Origin of the sequence: Pseudomonas sp. FeN3W (assembly GCA_030263805.2) — a bacterium.
In the GTDB taxonomy this organism is placed as follows: Bacteria; Pseudomonadota; Gammaproteobacteria; order Pseudomonadales; family Pseudomonadaceae; genus Stutzerimonas; species Stutzerimonas stutzeri_G.
Genome location: CP136011.1, coordinates 664,693 through 682,114 on the forward strand (window position 1 = coordinate 664,693; position 17,422 = coordinate 682,114).

The following is a 17,422-nucleotide window of genomic DNA, read 5'->3' on the forward strand; positions in this document are numbered from 1 at the left end:
TTTGTTAAAGTCAGAGTACTTTGAAGGGTGAATCGCGTGAAAACTAAAATAATAAATTCCCTATTCATGCTTGTTGCGTTATTGGTGTGTTCTTATAGTGCTCAAGCAGAACTCATTTTTCAGAAATATGTCCCTGAGTTGAATTTTGGCAAGGGAGAGTATTTCGATGAAAAAGTGGATGCCGTCATCGTGGCGCCAAAAGGCTATACGTGCCGCCTGCCGAGTAAGGATGGCTACTGCAAAATTCCTTTGATATGGCTTACCAATCTTGATCACCAGGCATCGCTCTGGAGAACCACTGATGATAAATCCTTCAATGTCGCCTATGGATATGATGGCTTCGTTGAGGCTTATGTGCGTTATGAGCAGACACTGACCTATTCCCTGCATGACGGAAAGGAGCAGGGTGCCAGGCTACTGGATTCAGTTGACCTTACTGCCATATGGGACGGAACTGATGGATCAGCTCAGGAGAAGACGGGTGAATTATCCGCTTCCGAAAATGGTGATTGTCAAATCTACACCGATATGGATTCATGCGAGGTAAGCCTAAGCTGGACAAGTCAAAACGTGGAGTCAGCCAGGGTCTGGCAAAGAACCTCCAAGGGGCTTGTTCCGATGGGGTCGGCCAAGAAATCTGGTTCGGTCGTAGGCTATGCCTTTGATTTCTCGACAGTGTATGAGCTTAGAGAGGGAGATTCCGAATCAGGCAGCGTGTTGTCAGCAACCGTCACCAAAGGCCACAGAGCAAAGCCTGTTACTGGCTCAATCACATTTCCCGATGGTAACAGCTGCATAACCAGCAAAGAGGTTGGGGTCTGCGAAGTCTATGTTGAGTGGACAACCAATGACGTAGGTCGGGTGTGGATGCGAGAGAAACCCTACTCATCGCTACGAACAGGAGGCAGCGACTTTGTTGAGGTTGGTCTGGATGGTGGCTTTATCGACTTGCGGCTTGGCGACAGTGGTGCGGGAGACATCCTGGCCAGGGAGCCGATCAAGGCGGTTATTGGAGATCATAGTGGCTCCATGAGGGCCAAAGGTTCATCAGAGTGTGAGGCAGGATATCAGCGAGGTAGATGTACGCTTGAAGTCGATTACAGTGCTACAGAGCGCGCGAGTATCTGGGATGATCGAACCAGAACGCTGGTAGCCGGTGGTTCAAAGTCTGGAACCGTTGAAGTGCCCGTCCTGAACCATGATGGCATGGGCTCGACAGAAAACATTTACAGCCTACGTGTTCATGGCGGCGGGATACCTCGCTACTCGAATCCACTGCTGGCGCGCCTACGCTTGACTGCTACAAGGCCAATGCACACAGGGTCACTCACCCCTGTGCTTCGCGATAGCTGCAATATGCTCTATTCAAAAAATGAATGCAAAATTGCCGTGAAGGTTGAAACCACATCACCATTGTCATCCATCTGGAATGCGCAAGGCCAGAGGTTGTGGAGCGGTCACAATCTCTCTACAGTTGAGGTGATGGTGCCGGCAGGACAATCTGAATTCCTGCTTCGTGAAGGTGATGATGTAACCAATGCCGTCCTATCGAAAATAACGCTCTCGGCCCTTCGCCCCAGCTATTTTACCCAGCTGTCCTCGGCGCCAAGCTGCACGTCCGACACATGGAATGGCTCCTGCACTATTACGATAACTGTTAATTCAAATACAACGTCGTCGCTCTATTATCGAGAAATTACAAATGAAACCGAGGGGCAGTGGGCCTCATTCGCCACTGGCATTGCCAGTCGCCCCGTTGGTTTTGGTCGAAGCGGGATTACATCGAATAAGCGGTATCAGATCGAGGCCAGGCAGCATGCGAGCCCCTATGAGGTGTTGGACAGGATTGAAGTTGATGTAAACGTCAATGAACCACATTCATTAACCATGAAGTCAGTTTCACCCGTGGTGAAGCAAGGCTATCCATGCTCGACGTACTTTAACTCTACCTATTGTTCGGCAGGCGTCTATTTAACCTGGGATACTGATGCAAACAGGGTTACGCAATGCTGGTATAGAAGTGATTCGAATACGCCGATGGCAAAAGAACTGGTTACCAGCACAACTGGAGCTATGGCCTCCAATACGAGGTATGGCTTTGAAGTGGGTGTTGAGTATGACCTGCATTTATTTGAGGGCGATGCTACGTGTCCTTCCAGGTCTTCCCTTGAGACAACAACACTTCGGCGCATGTGGTCGGCAAATGCCGGATCTGTGCGAGTCATGCCAGCTGCCCAAACCCCGGCAAGTATTGTCGAGGACACGTTAACCTGTCAGATAAGTTACACGGGTGCCGGAAGTTGTTCAGCCTCTATGAGCGTTTCACTATCTGCAATGGGGGCTGCAAATCACAGATCGTATCCTGGCTTGTATATCAGGAGGTCTGATAATGTATTTAGTTCAAATAATCTCAGTAGTAACAACGGGAACTATTACAACTATACGGGGGTTATCCGTGAGGGTGAAAAGGATGTGGTGTTTGAACTAAGGGTGATGGAGGGTTCGGTCAAGAGCGAGTCTGATCCGATTGTGGACACGCTTATCATGAATCACACCATGCAGAAAGTAGTTGGCAATGTCATGCTCGGAAGAGTTTATTCTTATTCGAGATATTATAACACGACAGATTACACGAAATTGGCAAGCCCCTATTTCTTTAGCCGGGTATCTGAATCGAACAACTTTAGTGAGACTTCGGATGACTGTTTAATTCATATAGATGAATCAGAATGTAGTGCAACTATTTTTTCAAGACTTGGAACGTCAAGCAGTGCGGCCAGTGTGTTTATTGATGGAGAGTATAAAGGCAGTTTCTCATATGTGATTCCTGATTCAGCCGATTGGACGAGGGTGTCTTTAAGCATTGGATCTCACAAAGTCGAGCTGCGCGAAGGACTTGGGGAAGGTTCGTATAAGAATAAGCTTCTTGATTCGTTCAGTATTGAGGTGGCAAGGCCAGTTTATCAAGGTTATATAGCCAGGATGCCTGTTTTGCCCAATATCCCCTATATAAACGCTCCTGTTGAGATTGAACTTCCTGTTCAATCTAACACCAGGGCTTGGTTGTACAATAAGAAAACCGGAGGCTTGATATGCGGTGTAAATAGTTGGTACACAGCTGAGTATTGGCAGAGTCATGGTAAAACTCTATGCAAAGTGACTTTGACTGAAGGTGATCACGAGTTTGAATTAAGGTCGCACAAAGATCCCATTGATTCTAACAATGTTATTTTCGATAGCTATTCATTCGAGTTGAGTCATGCGGAGCAAACTGCATCAGTCAAGCCGAATCAAACTTATCCGAGCAACTTCAGTGAGTGCAACAGGACGTTCGCTAATTTTAGATGCTATATACACTTCAGCTATATTAACAAGTACGCCGTGCAGGATAGTAGCGCACTTTCCATTTGTGTTAAAACGGTAAATGGCACATACAGTAAGCGTTCAAGTTTGCTTGCCTACTCTGATAGATACTATAACGGCAGCTTTTTCCTTTACGAAGATAGTGCTACCGCAATGCTGGTCGATGGGCCAGCATGTCCATCATCAGAGTCAGATGAAGCGGGGAAGGTACTGGCGTCCTGGGAGGTCGCATCCAACCCGCCACTCAACACTATCAATGCGTACGTCACATCGTACCCAGGGTGGGTTACCACTAAATCAACAACAGATCCAGACTGGTCGGAGTGCCAGTTGCGATTTGAGGGTGATTATTGCACGTTCTCCATACGAGCCAATTACCCATTGCCAATGAATGAGCCAGGCCAAGAAGTTAAAGCTTATTTGGCGGTATTTTCTGATGCAGGGTATGTGACCGGCTATCATAATGACTTTAATAATATAGCGTACAGCACTAGCTCGGCAGGTACGTATCACATAGTCTCGTGTCCGTCATCCAACGTTAAGAGCAGCACATGCTCCCGGACTGAGGCGCGCACGCTTGCTACTTTGAAAGTGCGGTATGCATTACCAGACTATACCGCCAGCATCGAAGCGCCTGATGGGGATTATTGCCAGGCTGAATATAAGCAGAGCACGTGCAATATCCGCTTAAAAACAATCACAGACAGTGCAAACGTGAGGCTATATCGTGACGGAGAAATGGTTTCTGAAATAACAGGAAAAGTTGGCGACACTGTTTTCGCAGTGCCCGTAAAAGGTAAGGGTGAAACAACTGAATTTGTGGTGCGGGACGGTAAATCGTCAACCGGTAGGATACTCGCAACCAAGATCATTACCGCTGAAACATATGATCCATCAAGGTTTGCGTTCAAGCACTCTCAGCGACCTGGAAGTCCCGATATATTGGGAGAGTACTGCTTTGTTTCTGGGTATGTGGCATCGGAAGAAACTAATGAGTGTAGTTTCACTATTGGCTACGAGTCAGACACTTCAACCAAGTATTTAAAAGTGGTAAAAGGCGATGGGGCAGGTGGATCAGCAGTTGAGATCAGTGGAAATGGCTCCTTTGTTGCAAAAATGAGTGCCTCTGTCATGCCTTTTGCATTGTTTGAGTCCTATAAGTATGTTGCTTACCAGGCCGAAGTCTACTCAGATAAAGAGCTTACTCAGCTAATGGACGTTGTGAGTGTTTATCAGCGCAACACGGTATTTGATGAAAGATCACTTGTCGTTGCTGGGGCTTCATATGCAGTCTCTAACATCAGAGTCAGTACATCAAGCTGTGGTTACTCATGCACCACTTATTACTTCCTGACCACAGATAGTGGCAAGGGTGTTGCTCTGTACGCTAGCCCAAAAGAGGCAGATGATCTTGTGCTGAAAACGCCTGAGCGCTGTTCCCAGGCTCAGCGCCAGCCATTTAGCTCAAGGGTATGCAATGTGATGGGTTATGGCGTAGCGACCAAGACCATAGCAGCAGGCAGCCAATCAAGCTTTACAATAGGTTACTCTGGTGAACAAAGGGTCAAGCGGATCTTTTACTCAGTAAATAGCGATCCCGCTAATTTCGCCGACCCCACCTATACGTTGAATGGTGTTGTTAGGCCCCTCCTGATGGACGGAGGTTGGCATTACATTGATATGAATGATGAAACATCGGCAAGCATTGCAATTTCGGCAATCAATATCACTTCAGTTTCGCAACAGCTGCGGGTGAACCTGGTGGCAGAGTACTACACCGAGCACTAGACCTGACGATCCTCTCGCTCATGGGCGGAGGATCTGCTCTCCAGCCCGAAAGGTCTTTACCTGCAAGATGACGGAATATTGATTAGCGCACTAATGAATTGAACTTAAAATAGAATTTAATTAAGCTTATTGAAATTTGAGTTTTGGTCGCCTTATGAATGTAGGGCCATATTTTTGAGAGTTTCTGATGAGCGAGAGTAACAAGGCATCGAACATAGTCGAAGAGATCGTAAGCAGGCACGCGAAAAAATCGTTGTATAAGATTTTGGCGGCAATCTTGTTTTCGGCAGTGGCGTCATCCTGCTTTTTACGGCTGTCACTATCTGATGAGCCGAAGTCAGCACCAGTAGCTGAGCAGGTGCAGAAGACAAATGGGGGCGCCGATGAACCCGTGGTGCAGTTCGATACCAAGCAAAAGCTTATCGGATACATCAATGCTGTGATGTCCAAGCCTATTTCGGATGACGAGGTGGCTATGGATTTTGCTTTCGGCTTGCTCCATCGCCGCCCGGCTGAGGCATGGGGCCTGGCCAATGACAAGCGGATTGAGCTCGATATTCAGGATCTTCAAGACGCGCAAACGCTGCTGAATGCATTTAACCATTACACAGTGATGCTGGATGTAGCGCCCGCACAGGCCCGCTGGGCTGAGGAGTCTGTGCTGGCAGAGCTGTCGAAGGACGTATCGCAATCAAAGGATAAGCTTGCCATCCTGACCCAGGTATCAAGCTTCATTGACCTTTGGACAACCTATTACCAGGCAACCCCGGCAACAGATGAGCAGCGGTACGCCAAAAACCTTTACGCCCAGCGCGCCAAAGAGAAGATCTTGTCGCGCCTTGATTCAAACCGGATGTAATGTATGAAAACCAAATTGATCGCGTTGGCTGTAGCTTTATTTTCCCTCTCGGCATCTGCTGAATTCAGGATTTATCGGCACGTACCTGAGCTTAATTTCAAGAGCGAACAGGAGACTGCCAAGGAAGAAGCCAGGGATGCATTCTTTGTCGCCATGCAGGGCTACACCTGCTATTTGCCTTCGGAGGACTCCTACTGTACGGTTCCATTACGCTGGCATAACAATATGTCTGATCAGGTTTCGGTTTGGCGTGATGGGAACCGACTGGCGACTGGCTACAGTGGGGAGATACAGGCTACGGTTCGCCTTAATCAATCATTTGATTACTACATCCGAAAAGGCGCTGGTGAAGACGGCGAGGTTGTAGATGCTGCGAATGTAAAGGCGATTTATGACCCGAACGCAATGACGGGCCTTCTTAAAACACCAAACGATGGCGTTTGTGACATTACCTATGGAATGAAAAGCTGCAAGCAGGCCGTAAGCTGGGAAACGAATTCGCCAATAGCCTCAATCTGGATTGCAAAAAAAGGTTCGCCGACCAAGATCCAGGACGTCATGACAAAGTCAGGCAATCTTGAGATTGATATCGGGCCTTTTGCGAATCTCTATGAATTGAGGGCGGGGAAAAGCGCCGATGGCAACCTTATGGCGTCTGTCAGTGTCGAAGGAAAGCCCGTGCAGTATGCAGGCACGCTGGCGCTTGATGATGGCGCGACCTGCCTGGTTGGAAGCTCCCAAGAAAGCTGCGACCTCCCAGTGTCATGGGCTTCGGAAAAGCCCACTTCGGTTTGGGTTGACAATAAGCGCCAAACAGAACCATCAGCTGGAGGAAAGGGAGTCGTTAGGGTTCCTTATGGCTCGCACAGAGTAGTGCTTCGCCCGGAAAATGTGTTGGGCACAGATCTTGTGACACTCAAAGCGGAAGCGAAGCTGAGTGATATCAAAGCCTCAATTGCCCTACAGGGCGAGCCATGCACAATCGGATATGCTGACACGATGTGTCGCGCGACCGCGACGATCTCGACAAACCTGCCTGTGGCATATCTGTTCAAGGGCGACACACGCCTTCAGGAAGGATCTCATTTTGCTTACAGCCTGGAGCATACCGAACAAGGCAATGTCTACACCCTTAGACAAGGCCCTCAGCGCGATAGCCAGTTATTGGCAACTTACGTCGCCAAGGCCGAAAAGCAAAAATCTTATGGCGAACTCATTATCGAAGGGGAATGTGTTTTTCCCTACAAGGGTGCCAGTTGCACGCTTCCAGCTTCGTTCAAATCCAATGTTGAAGGAATAGTGATCGACAGCGCTGGAAAGCATTATAGCGACTACAGTAGCTTATATAACCACTCCTACCCTAAGGAAGATGTATTTAATGTAACGCTTAAAAACGACGGAAATAATACAACCACACAAACATTCATGTTAAAAGCGGTTGATAGAAGCAAGCCTTGGCTCCAATCAGAAACCATCGCGCAGCAATCTGTTACCGGAACTCTTTTTGAAAATACGGGAACTATGGCGCCGCTGAATGCAACAACTTGTAATTTGCCATCAAACAAAGAAACTTGTTTTGCTAGTCTGGCTATAACAAGCACATCTTCTGTCGTCAGTATTTGGAGGCATGACGGTGTAATGGTATATGCTGGATATGCAGGAAGCGAAAGCAGGGTGTTATCTGTTCCAGTGGTTGAAGGTGAAAATACATTTTATTTGAAGGAAGGGCGCGAGAATTTCGATGGAAGTCTTGCAGAGACCAAGATTACGGGTCTGAAAATTGATTATTACGCCAGCAAGGATCCGTCCATGATTGATACTTGCTCGGTAAGGTACATGGGCTGGCATTGCATAGTCACCATCAAAACATTGTCAAACCTAAAGACAGAGCCATATTCAGCATATTATCTATCTTCAGCGAATGAAAAATATGATGTATACCATCAGATAGAAAGCCACACCTATGGAAATGGCAGCTTTGCTATTACAATCAGCGTTCCAAAGGATCAGGAGCAGGTTAAAAAAATCATAATTGCTTCTGGCACTAGCAGTTATCTTTATGATGAAAAAGTGCCAGGATCTGTTAACGGCGGGTCAAAGCTTAATGACAGAATTTTGTATGATCAATTTGAGGTTTATGGAAAACCAAGTCGCTTCAATGTCCGCGACTATTCTGATAGTGGTGACTTCGGCTGCACCTTGTATCCAGGATCCACCTATTGTGTTATAAAAGGTTTAATAAACTACTCATTCAATACTGACTCAGACAACTTTAATTCGATTGCTTGTTTGTTAAATGGGACTGCAACAAAAGGAGAAAAATCCTTTGCAGGCATTTCCGGGCCTGTAAGTGGCGCTATTGAATATAATGGCACTTTCTATCCTGATAGAGAATCCAGGATTGTAATAAAGAACTATCAATCATCATCAACTTGCGCAAACGACGAACTGTACCCAGCCGCCCATGGCAGGATGGTGAACGTAACTTATGAGTACACTAAGCCTGAAAACGTTAAGGCTGCGTTTTCTAAGGATTCTTTCTCATGTAATTTGTCTTACCATGGTGAACCGTCCTGCTTGGTTGACATGAATACGGGTTATCCTTTAACTGCCGACAGGGATGCGACTATTGGTACTGGAAATGGAAAACCAATGCTTTATGTAAAGCGATTGGATAATGGCCAGCTATCTACACCTATTGCCCAGAACGATGCGATATTTAGCGGCAAAACCACAGGTGGTGTAATACATAAGGTCACCATCAATGAAGGTGATAAAGATGTAATGGTCGGATTAATGGTAATGGCAGGTGATGCGCCGGCAGATAATGATCCAATGATTGATACAGCTGTAATTAACCATGGTTATGCGCCTGTTCAAGCAAAATTATATATACAGCGCAACGTTTTGGATGGGTCTTTATATCAAGTTCTAAATCGAGTGCACACGCTTTGGTATTATTATAATGATAACTACTCGATACCATCTTTAAATAGCATGTTTCCTGGGATTTTTACCACAGGCCAGGAGTGTTTCATTCACAAGGATGCGACTACCTGTAAAGCACAGGTTGCTGCACAGCTTACTAAAGGCTCTGCCAGTCTATTTCTTGATGGGTTCTATCTTGGATCTGTCAGTGAGTATTCCTCGGCAAAGTGCTCAACAGACAGATTGCCCGATAGTTGTGGCTATATATGGAAAACACTTGATCTCGCCGAAGGGAGCCATCTGATTCAGTTGTATGACGGCGTTGGCGAGTCAGCCAAAAATAATCCTCTGGTGGCTGAAAGAACGCTCGTTGCCTCAAGGCCTGTGTACACCGGATCGATTACTCTGGCTCCCCGAAAGCTTCGCAACTACGGTGCTTCCGAAGATTTTGTAATATCGGCTAAAGCAAATCGCAAGGCATACCTATTCAGGAAAGGGGTGGATACTGTTTTGGGGCAAAACACTCTTAACACGTATGTAGATTTTGAAGTAATAAACTACACAGACCACTTATCGGCTGGTGCATACACCTACGTGCTTGGGTCGCATTCAAGCTTGAATGATCCTGACTTCGAGGTGCTCGATGAGCAAACACTTATCGTAGAAGCTGAGGTCAATACCATTGAGCTCACCAAGGTGGTAAATAAAGAATTCTACTTCAACTCATGCTATCAAGCGGTTTATGAAGAAGGATGCGAAATCACTTTCGCTTACAAAGGTACTTCTTCGCCTGCCTTAAGCGATGGGAAGCCTTATGCTTCGATGTGCCTTGTCGACTCTAATGGTGGAATTTCTAATGTTGGCAGTCTTACTAGATACTCTTCGTTCAGAAATGCTACGGCTAGAATCAATACTGATTCATCGGTTTTGAACATCTATGATGGTCTTGAATGCCCTTCGAGCTTACAACAAAGCGATATTCCACTCATTGGGAAGATTGAAGGACTCAACGTTAAAACGGGCATTACGCCTTCCGCTACTTTTGGCAAGCACGCGTCTTTCAATAATTACACGCTCAACGAGCGTGGTGAGTGGCAGTGTGTATCGTCCTACGAAGGAAATAGTGATTGCAGGTTTTATTTCAATGCCACGCCAACCAATCAGGTGGTCGATGGAAAATCATTGTATAGCATTGCAGCCTGGGCAGATGGTCAGGAATTCATAACAGGTTCTTCTTCTGGCGTGCTAAACGGGTCTCTGCTGACAACAAATATATCGACCAGAAAAATAGATATTGTTGTCTGCGAGACCCAGGCCGCGACAAAGGAGGGCTGTCCATATGTTGCAGATCGAGTTATTGTTTCAGCCAAGGTCTTGGTGGACATCAAGCCCTATGAATATACTGTGGACTTTCCTAAGGGTGATACGTGTTTACTGACTGCTGGGGAATCAAAGTGCTATGCAAACTTTGAGGTCAAATCAAACTCGCCATACATTAGCGTGGTAAACGATAATGGCGTTGTGCTGAAGTCGCACAACAACTCCACTCAAACGGTTATTAACTTCACTGACCTGATTGATCTTTCGAATAACGGTGTACACGAATATAAGGTTGTAACAGGCACTAGCCCTACCAATAAGGTCATGAAAACGTTTAGTTTAAATGCTCGTCTCATGACCAATGACGACTTTAGAATTATGGATGATCAGGGCAATGTTATTGTGCCAAAAGCGACTCATGGCGCTCCTTATGTTATAGATCCACTTGCAAATAATGGCTCTACAGTCTTCAGTGTGCCGGATGGTTCGGTAAACTATCACAACGAGATTGGGCCAGTGAAACTCTTTGTGGATAACGTCACTCCAGAGCAGTCTGTGATTGAAAATGGAGAGGGCAAAATAAGCTTTACTTCACCAAGTTATTCGATTGTTAATGAATTTCTAGCTTCAGCAGCTAAAAAGAATTTCACAGTGAAGCTTACCTGGTTGAATGAAGTTGGAAATAAAAATTACAACATCCATGAGTTCAGTTCACCGTATAAGTTCATTGGGTATTCGTATGAGCCGTATACGGTCACCATGTCGACCGGCACCAGTGGGATGTATACCAGTACTGGAAGCCCATACGGAACCTGCTCATTGGCCAACTTGTGTATTGATTTGAAGAACGCTGAGATGAACATCGAAGGTACATCCATGAAAGGTGGATCCAACTGCACATATTGCGCCAGGATCCCGCTGCGTTCGGTTTCATTTAACAATGCCGTAGGTGTTCAAAAACAGTTCAGCGTTGCGCTCAATAGTGGCTTTACTCAGCATCGCTTCTTCTATCGCATCGTGGACACCAATACGATCAGTGATCCAACCGTAACCTTCCAGGGTCAAGTGCGGTCGTTGAACATGGATGGTGCCTGGCATGCCCTGGAGTTCGAAACGATGAAGGGCGGCGAGGTGCTCGACTTCTCATGGCTGGGTAACGCGACAGGGAAGGGCGCTATCGAGTTCTTCGGGCGATATGAAAGGGATTGATGGGATGAGGTTCTGACCTACAGCGTTTCAAACCCGAGGCAAAGAAAAAGGCCAGTCACACAAGACTGGCCTTTTTGTTGAAGCCCAGGTCGTTAACCCTGGGTGTTATCCAGGCGCCTGAGGATGCGCTCACTCATGATCTTGTAGTTCGCGCGGGCCTGGTTTCCATCTTCCTCGCCGTAGTACTCAGAATCCGTCCACATTGCATTGAACTTCTTCACCTGACCCACCATTGCCTCTGGATTGTTGACACCGGCAATCGTGTTTTGGATTTTGTTGATCAGGCGCTCTTCACGGATGCTGGTGTCTTTACTCAGCGGCTGTTTTTCGGAGCTGAGGAGGCCGAAGGCCTTCACCTCAACACCTTCAGTCAAATATCCAATGCTCAGCTCAAAGGCCTCAAGCATGGCTTCTCGATCCAGGAGTTTTCCGGATTGCTCGTTAGGCACGGCGCCCATGGCTTCACCAATGTCATGGTCGCGACGCTTGCTGAACATCTCGATGGCTTTTGTCAGCTCGGCAGATTCTGTTTTGCGGTCGGTGTAGACCATCAATGCCGCGTTGGCACCAACAATGAACTCCAGAGGATGTTCTTCCTGCATCAGTACCGGTTTACTGATCATTTCCTTGAATGCCGCTTTGGCTGTTGGCGTGTGAGTATCGCTATTCTGGTTCTTAACTTGCATTGCAGCCAATGCCATACAAAACGCACCAGTAAGCGCAAAAACTACAACGCCACTCCAAATGATAGTGGTCGCGTGATCACGCTCTCGCTTCTTTACGGGCTTGGCTTCTTTCTGTTCCAGCGCAAGATCGACCTCGCCACGAATGATCTCCCGCAGCTTTTCCTGGGGATTTGGCTTTTTCTCTTCAATGGATTCTGACACGGGATTCACCTTTGGTTGCTACGACTGTTTTGGTTATTTCAAATGAAATAAAATAGATAATCGGATTATGGTCATAGGTAAAAACAATGTCAATTTCGCCATTATGAATTGAGGTATCGAGCATCCTGTGCGATCATACATTCACTAACGAATGTTTAAGGAAATTGTATGAAGGTGTCCTTTTTGACCACGGCTCTTGCAGCTTCAATGGTCATTCTCACAGGCTGCGGTGCAGAACAGAAGCAAAGCGCGCCCCCAGCGCATGCAGCGATGCCCGTCACAGTGCTTGAGGCAAGCCCAGAGGTATTGGCATCCAATGCCCTCATCATGGGTCAAATCAAAAGCTCATCCGTAATTGAGATGCGTGCGAAGGTTTCTGGCTATTTAGCCAAGCGAAAAGCTATGGATGGGCAGCGTGTTAAAAGAGGGGATGTGCTTTTCGAGCTAGATGAAACCGATTTCAGGCTTTCTGTTGAAAAAGCCCTGGCCCATGAGCAGGTCGCACGCGCATCTCTCGATTTGGCAAACACTGAGTACCAGCGGGTTCTCAACCTGTTCAACAATAACGCGATCAGCAAGCAAGAGCTTGATACCGCTCTAGCCAACAGGGCAATCAAGCGTGCCGAGTATCTTAGCGCCCAGACGATGCTCAAGCAGGAGCGGCAGCTTCTTTCAGACTCGAAAATACGGGCAACTTATGACGGTATTGTCGGCGTCTCGAATGTTCAGCCGGGTGATCTGATTCAGGCTCAATCTACGGTTTTAGCAAGGCTCACCAAAATGGATCCATTGTGGGTCGAGGTTGGTGTTTCTGAGACTCAATACAAGGCGCTGTTCGGTGATGACAAGGCCAATGGCGCATTAGCCTTCACTGTGTCTGGGAAAGCCTTTGAGGCCCCAATCACGTTCCAGGCATCCGAGGTGGATCCGACCCTCGGCACCATCACACTGCGGGCAGAATTTGCTAATGCCGATCATGCTGTTACACCCGGCATGTTTGTACAGGTGTCGGTCGTCGGCAAAATGCGCCACGGTGTAGTCAAGGTTCCACAGCGTACAGTCATGAATGGCGCGGACGGCCAGTATGTGTACGTAATGAGCGAGGGCACGGCGCAAATCAGGCCAGTTGTTGCCAGCGAATGGGATGCTGGTTCCTGGGTAATCGAGAAGGGTTTGAGTGCCGGTGATCAAGTGATCAGCAGTGGTCACATGAAGCTTCGTCCAGGTGCCCAGGTAATCCTAAAGCCCGCCGAGGCTCAGCAGGCAGGGGTGTCACGATGAACTCCAGCTTCTTTATCCGCAGGCCGATTTTCGCAACTGTATTGTCCCTGGTAATCCTGATCGCAGGACTGGTCTCCTTTGGTGTTCTGCCTGTCACGCAGTATCCCAAGATCACGCCTCCGACCGTAACTGTCTCGGCCACTTATCCCGGCGCTTCCGCTGAAACGGGTTCTCGGGTTGTCGCAGCGCCTATTGAGGAGCAACTCAGTGGAGTCGAAGGCCTTTTGTACTTCAACTCATCAGCATCCTCCAATGGCTCGGTCAGTGTGACGGCCACATTTGAAATTGGCACCGATGTCGACATGGCGATGGTGGAGGTTAATAACCGCGTAAAAATGGTGGAGCCACGACTACCTGAAGAGGTCAGGCGCAATGGCGTGTCCGTTCGCAACCGCGCTAATGACATGTTGATGGTCACCGCCGTTCACTCTCCAGATGCTAGTCGCGACACCTTGTTCTTGAGCAATTTCGCTTCGCTGAATATGGTTGATGAAATCAAGCGAGTGCCGGGCGTTGGTGATGTCAATGTCTTCGGTGCTCGTGATTATTCGATGCGAATTTGGCTTGATCCGCAAAAGCTCAGTCATCTTGGTTTGACCGCCAGCGATGTCATTGCGGCTGTACGCACGCAGAACAATCAAAATAGCGTTGGCAAAATCGGTCAGGAACCTTCGAGTACCGGACAGCAGCTTACGTTCACAGTCATCGCCAAAGGACGCCTTCCCGAGACAGTGGACTTTGAAAACATTGTCATTCGCCAGTCCGCTGATCAAGGTCGCGTGCTGGTCAAGGATGTGGCCAGGATTGAGCTGGGTGCTCAGTCTTATGATTCAGCCTCTTTTTACAACGGCGCGCCTTCTATCGGCATGGGTATCTTTCTTCAGTCCGGCGCCAATGCGCTAGAGGTGGCCGATGCCGTCAAGGCTCAACTGGCTCAAATGAGAGAAGGCTTTCCCTCCGGCATTGAGGTCAGCGTGGCTTATGACACAACCGTCTTCATTAATGCGTCTATTGAAAGCGTCATTCATACCCTGATGGAGGCCATGCTGCTGGTCAGCATTGTGGTGTTCCTGTTCCTTCAGAACTGGCGCGCCACCCTGATCCCGCTGATTGCCGTACCGGTTTCGCTTGTCGGCACATTAGCAGGTCTGTGGGCCATGGATTTCTCAATCAATACCCTGACATTGTTCGCCATGGTTTTGGCCATTGGCATCGTGGTCGATGATGCGATTGTGGTGATTGAAAACGTCGAGCGACTGATGCACGACAAAATGATGAGCGCCCGAGACGCTTCGTTTGAAGCGATGAAAGAGGTATCAGGGGCGCTTGTGGCTATCGTGCTGGTGCTGTGTGCAGTATTTATCCCGGTATCGTTCCTGGGAGGCATTGCCGGGGCCCTCTATAAGCAGTTCGCTGTAACCGTGGCCATCTCGGTAGCCTTGTCAGGTATCGTGGCGCTAACGCTCACGCCAGCGCTTTGCGCCCTGTTTTTAAAGCCGGTCAAAACCACCAACCGATTCTTTGATGGATTCAACAAGGGTTTTGAAAAGCTCGCTGCGCTCTATGTATTTGTTGTCAAAAAACTGATCAGGCATCGAGTGCTGAGCCTGGTCTTGTTTGGCGCAACCATCTTTGGCATTGCATGGCTTTCGAGCAATCTACCCAAGAGCTTCGTGCCAGCTGAAGACCAGGGCATGCTGATCGGATCTGTTCAGCTTCCTGATGGCGCCAGCAAATCACGAACCGATGCTGTACTTGAGCAATACCGCCAGATGCTGAGTCATGATCCTGCAATTGAGGGTGTATTTGGCATCAGTGGATTCGACTTCATTGGTGGAGGCAGTAAATCAAACGCTGGCGCTTTATTCATCAGACTCAAGCCATGGGAAGCGCGTGAGGCCAAGGCGCAAGACCTGGCTCCCAAGCTCATGGGTATGGGCATGGGAATGGATGATGGCATGGTACTGGTGTTCAACCCGCCAGCCATTCAGGGCATCGGGTCAACAGGCGGCATCGAGTTTTACCTGCAAGATCGCGTAAGCGGTGATCCACTGGTGATTGCGCAGCAACTCAATGTGCTGATGGGAAAACTCAAGGAGCATGAAGCCATTGCCTCTGTGAATACGTTCTTCCGTGCTGACGTTCCACAACTGTATGTCGAGGTGGATGAGGCGCGTGCAACCGCCATGGACGTGCCTTTGGCTGCTGTTTACGAGACCTTGCAGTCGACTATCGGCACTGTTTACGTGAACGATTTCAACCGCTCTGGCAAGACGTACCGTGTTCAGGTTCAGGCTGATGCTGGTTTTAGAGATGACCCTGAAGACATTAGCAGGCTGTTTGTCAAAAGCGCTGAGGGCAAGCTTGTGCCAATGTCATCACTGGTTAACGTCAGTTACGTGAATGGGCCTGAGCAGCTTGAGCGCTTCAATGGCTTTCTGTCGGTCAAGGTAACTGCCAATGGCAAGCCTGGCATGAGCTCTGGAGATCTAATCGGGGTAGTGGAATCTCTTGCCGCTGATTCACTGCCAGAGGGTTACCATATCCAATGGACAGGTCAGGCCTACCAGGAACTCAAGAGCGGGTCATCCGGCAGCATGGCCATCGGCTTTGCCATCCTTATGGTCTTCTTGATTTTGGCGGCTCAATACGAGCGCTGGTCATTGCCACTGGTTGTGATCATCACCATTCCGTTTGCGTTGCTCGGTGCTTATGGTGCTCTGCTGGTGCGTGGGATGCCGAACGACATTTACTTCCAGATCGGATTAGTTGTCTTGATTGGTCTTGCAGCAAAGAACGCCATTCTGATTGTCGAGTTTGCACAGCAGAAGGTTGAGCAGGGCATGGATGTCACAGAAGCTGCGCTAGAAGCCGCCAAACTGCGCTTTAGACCGATTGTAATGACTTCTCTGGCCTTCATCCTGGGCATTGTGCCACTTGCCGTTGCTAGCGGTGCTGGCGCTGCATCACGCCAATCCATGGGGACGGGTGTGTTTGGTGGGATGATGGCCTCAACGTTTATTGCCACATTATTCGTTCCGCTTTTCTTCATCTTCTTTTCGTCCAAGCAAAAAGCCTCAAAGGGGGGCGAGTAACCATGTTCAGATCCCGCGCTGTCATTCAACTCGAAGCGCACATGAGTTGGCAATTTACTAAAATAGAATCCTGGCTTGGGGGCAGGCTTAAAGGTTTCCAAGCCGTTGATGATCTGTTCATGCTCATTGATGAGCCAGCGCTAGAGAGCTTTGAAACGCTTACCGTTGGGGATTTTTATAATGCGATGGATCGGCGGCTGGTTAAGTTCGGTATCGAGATGAACGAAATCGGGGCCGACGCTGCCGCACTCGTCATTGATGGCAAAACAGCCTCCCGCCTCGTGCTAGGCGCCATGTGGGAGGCTGCACCTAATATCAAAACGACCAAGCAGGTGGGCGATATGATGCCCATTGTTGAGGCCATGGTTGATGAACTGAAGTCGCTTGTTCTTTTCAAGGACGGGCCTGTCAACACCCTAGAAGATCAGTTTGTCGACAATTACAAGATGTCTGCCAGAATGCAAGCGTCCCAGCAAGGCAAACTGGACGGTTTCGATGATAACCTTGTAGTTTCAAAAGCCAGGAAAACCTATGTAAAAGCGAAAGAACTTTATTCATCACTGCCTTATGAATTCAGGCAAGTCATGGAGTTCATGCACGCTTGCAGGGCCGGGTGTCGTTTCACTAAGACAATGCTGGAGCGTCAGGATAAACATTCCATAGACACGATGAAAAAAATGACCGGACAATAA

7 protein-coding genes are annotated in these 17,422 nt (G+C 48.2%); 6 read left to right on the forward strand and 1 reads right to left on the reverse strand.

Annotated elements, in window-relative coordinates; genetic code table 11:
• Positions 1–36 precede the first annotated feature (36 nt).
• The 3 genes from P5704_027050 (at position 37) to P5704_027060 (ending at position 11,467) form a co-directional block, all read left to right on the forward strand.
• Entirely contained in the window at positions 37–5,151 is a 5,115-nt protein-coding gene (locus P5704_027050; GenBank protein ID WOF81558.1) for a hypothetical protein, read from the forward strand.
• A 187-nt stretch (positions 5,152–5,338) separates the two neighbouring features.
• Complete coding sequence (locus P5704_027055) at positions 5,339–6,010, forward strand: hypothetical protein (GenBank protein ID WOF81559.1); 672 nt, start codon at positions 5,339–5,341, stop codon at positions 6,008–6,010.
• A 3-nt stretch (positions 6,011–6,013) separates the two neighbouring features.
• Entirely contained in the window at positions 6,014–11,467 is a 5,454-nt protein-coding gene (locus P5704_027060; GenBank protein ID WOF81560.1) for a hypothetical protein, read from the forward strand.
• 92 nt (positions 11,468–11,559) lie between these two features.
• Here the strand turns inward: P5704_027060 and P5704_027065 are convergent, their stop codons facing one another.
• Positions 11,560–12,354, reverse strand: coding sequence for a hypothetical protein (locus P5704_027065; GenBank protein ID WOF81561.1), 795 nt, complete (start codon positions 12,352–12,354; stop codon positions 11,560–11,562).
• A 168-nt stretch (positions 12,355–12,522) separates the two neighbouring features.
• Here P5704_027065 and P5704_027070 point away from each other — a divergent pair, with 168 nt between their 5' ends.
• The 3 genes from P5704_027070 to P5704_027080 are packed head-to-tail and all read left to right on the forward strand — an operon-like array spanning position 12,523 to position 17,422.
• Positions 12,523–13,635, forward strand: a complete 1,113-nt coding sequence (locus P5704_027070; protein WOF81562.1) for an efflux RND transporter periplasmic adaptor subunit — start codon at positions 12,523–12,525, stop codon at positions 13,633–13,635.
• On the forward strand, positions 13,632–16,730 hold the full coding sequence (locus P5704_027075; GenBank protein WOF81563.1) for a multidrug efflux RND transporter permease subunit: 3,099 nt from the start codon (positions 13,632–13,634) through the stop codon (positions 16,728–16,730). Before P5704_027070 ends, P5704_027075 begins: the two co-directional genes overlap by 4 nt.
• A gap of 2 nt (positions 16,731–16,732) precedes the next feature.
• Entirely contained in the window at positions 16,733–17,422 is a 690-nt protein-coding gene (locus tag P5704_027080) for a hypothetical protein (GenBank protein WOF81564.1), read from the forward strand.

What these genes read in the sequence shown, in the direction of transcription:
- P5704_027055 (WOF81559.1), top strand. Translation starts at nt 5,339, where the DNA reads ATGAGCGAGAGTAACAAGGCATCGAACATAGTCGAAGAGATCGTAAGC.
- P5704_027060 (WOF81560.1), top strand. Translation starts at nt 6,014, where the DNA reads ATGAAAACCAAATTGATCGCGTTGGCTGTAGCTTTATTTTCCCTCTCG.
- P5704_027070 (WOF81562.1), top strand. Translation starts at nt 12,523, where the DNA reads ATGAAGGTGTCCTTTTTGACCACGGCTCTTGCAGCTTCAATGGTCATT.
- P5704_027075 (WOF81563.1), top strand. Translation starts at nt 13,632, where the DNA reads ATGAACTCCAGCTTCTTTATCCGCAGGCCGATTTTCGCAACTGTATTG.
- P5704_027080 (WOF81564.1), top strand. Translation starts at nt 16,733, where the DNA reads ATGTTCAGATCCCGCGCTGTCATTCAACTCGAAGCGCACATGAGTTGG.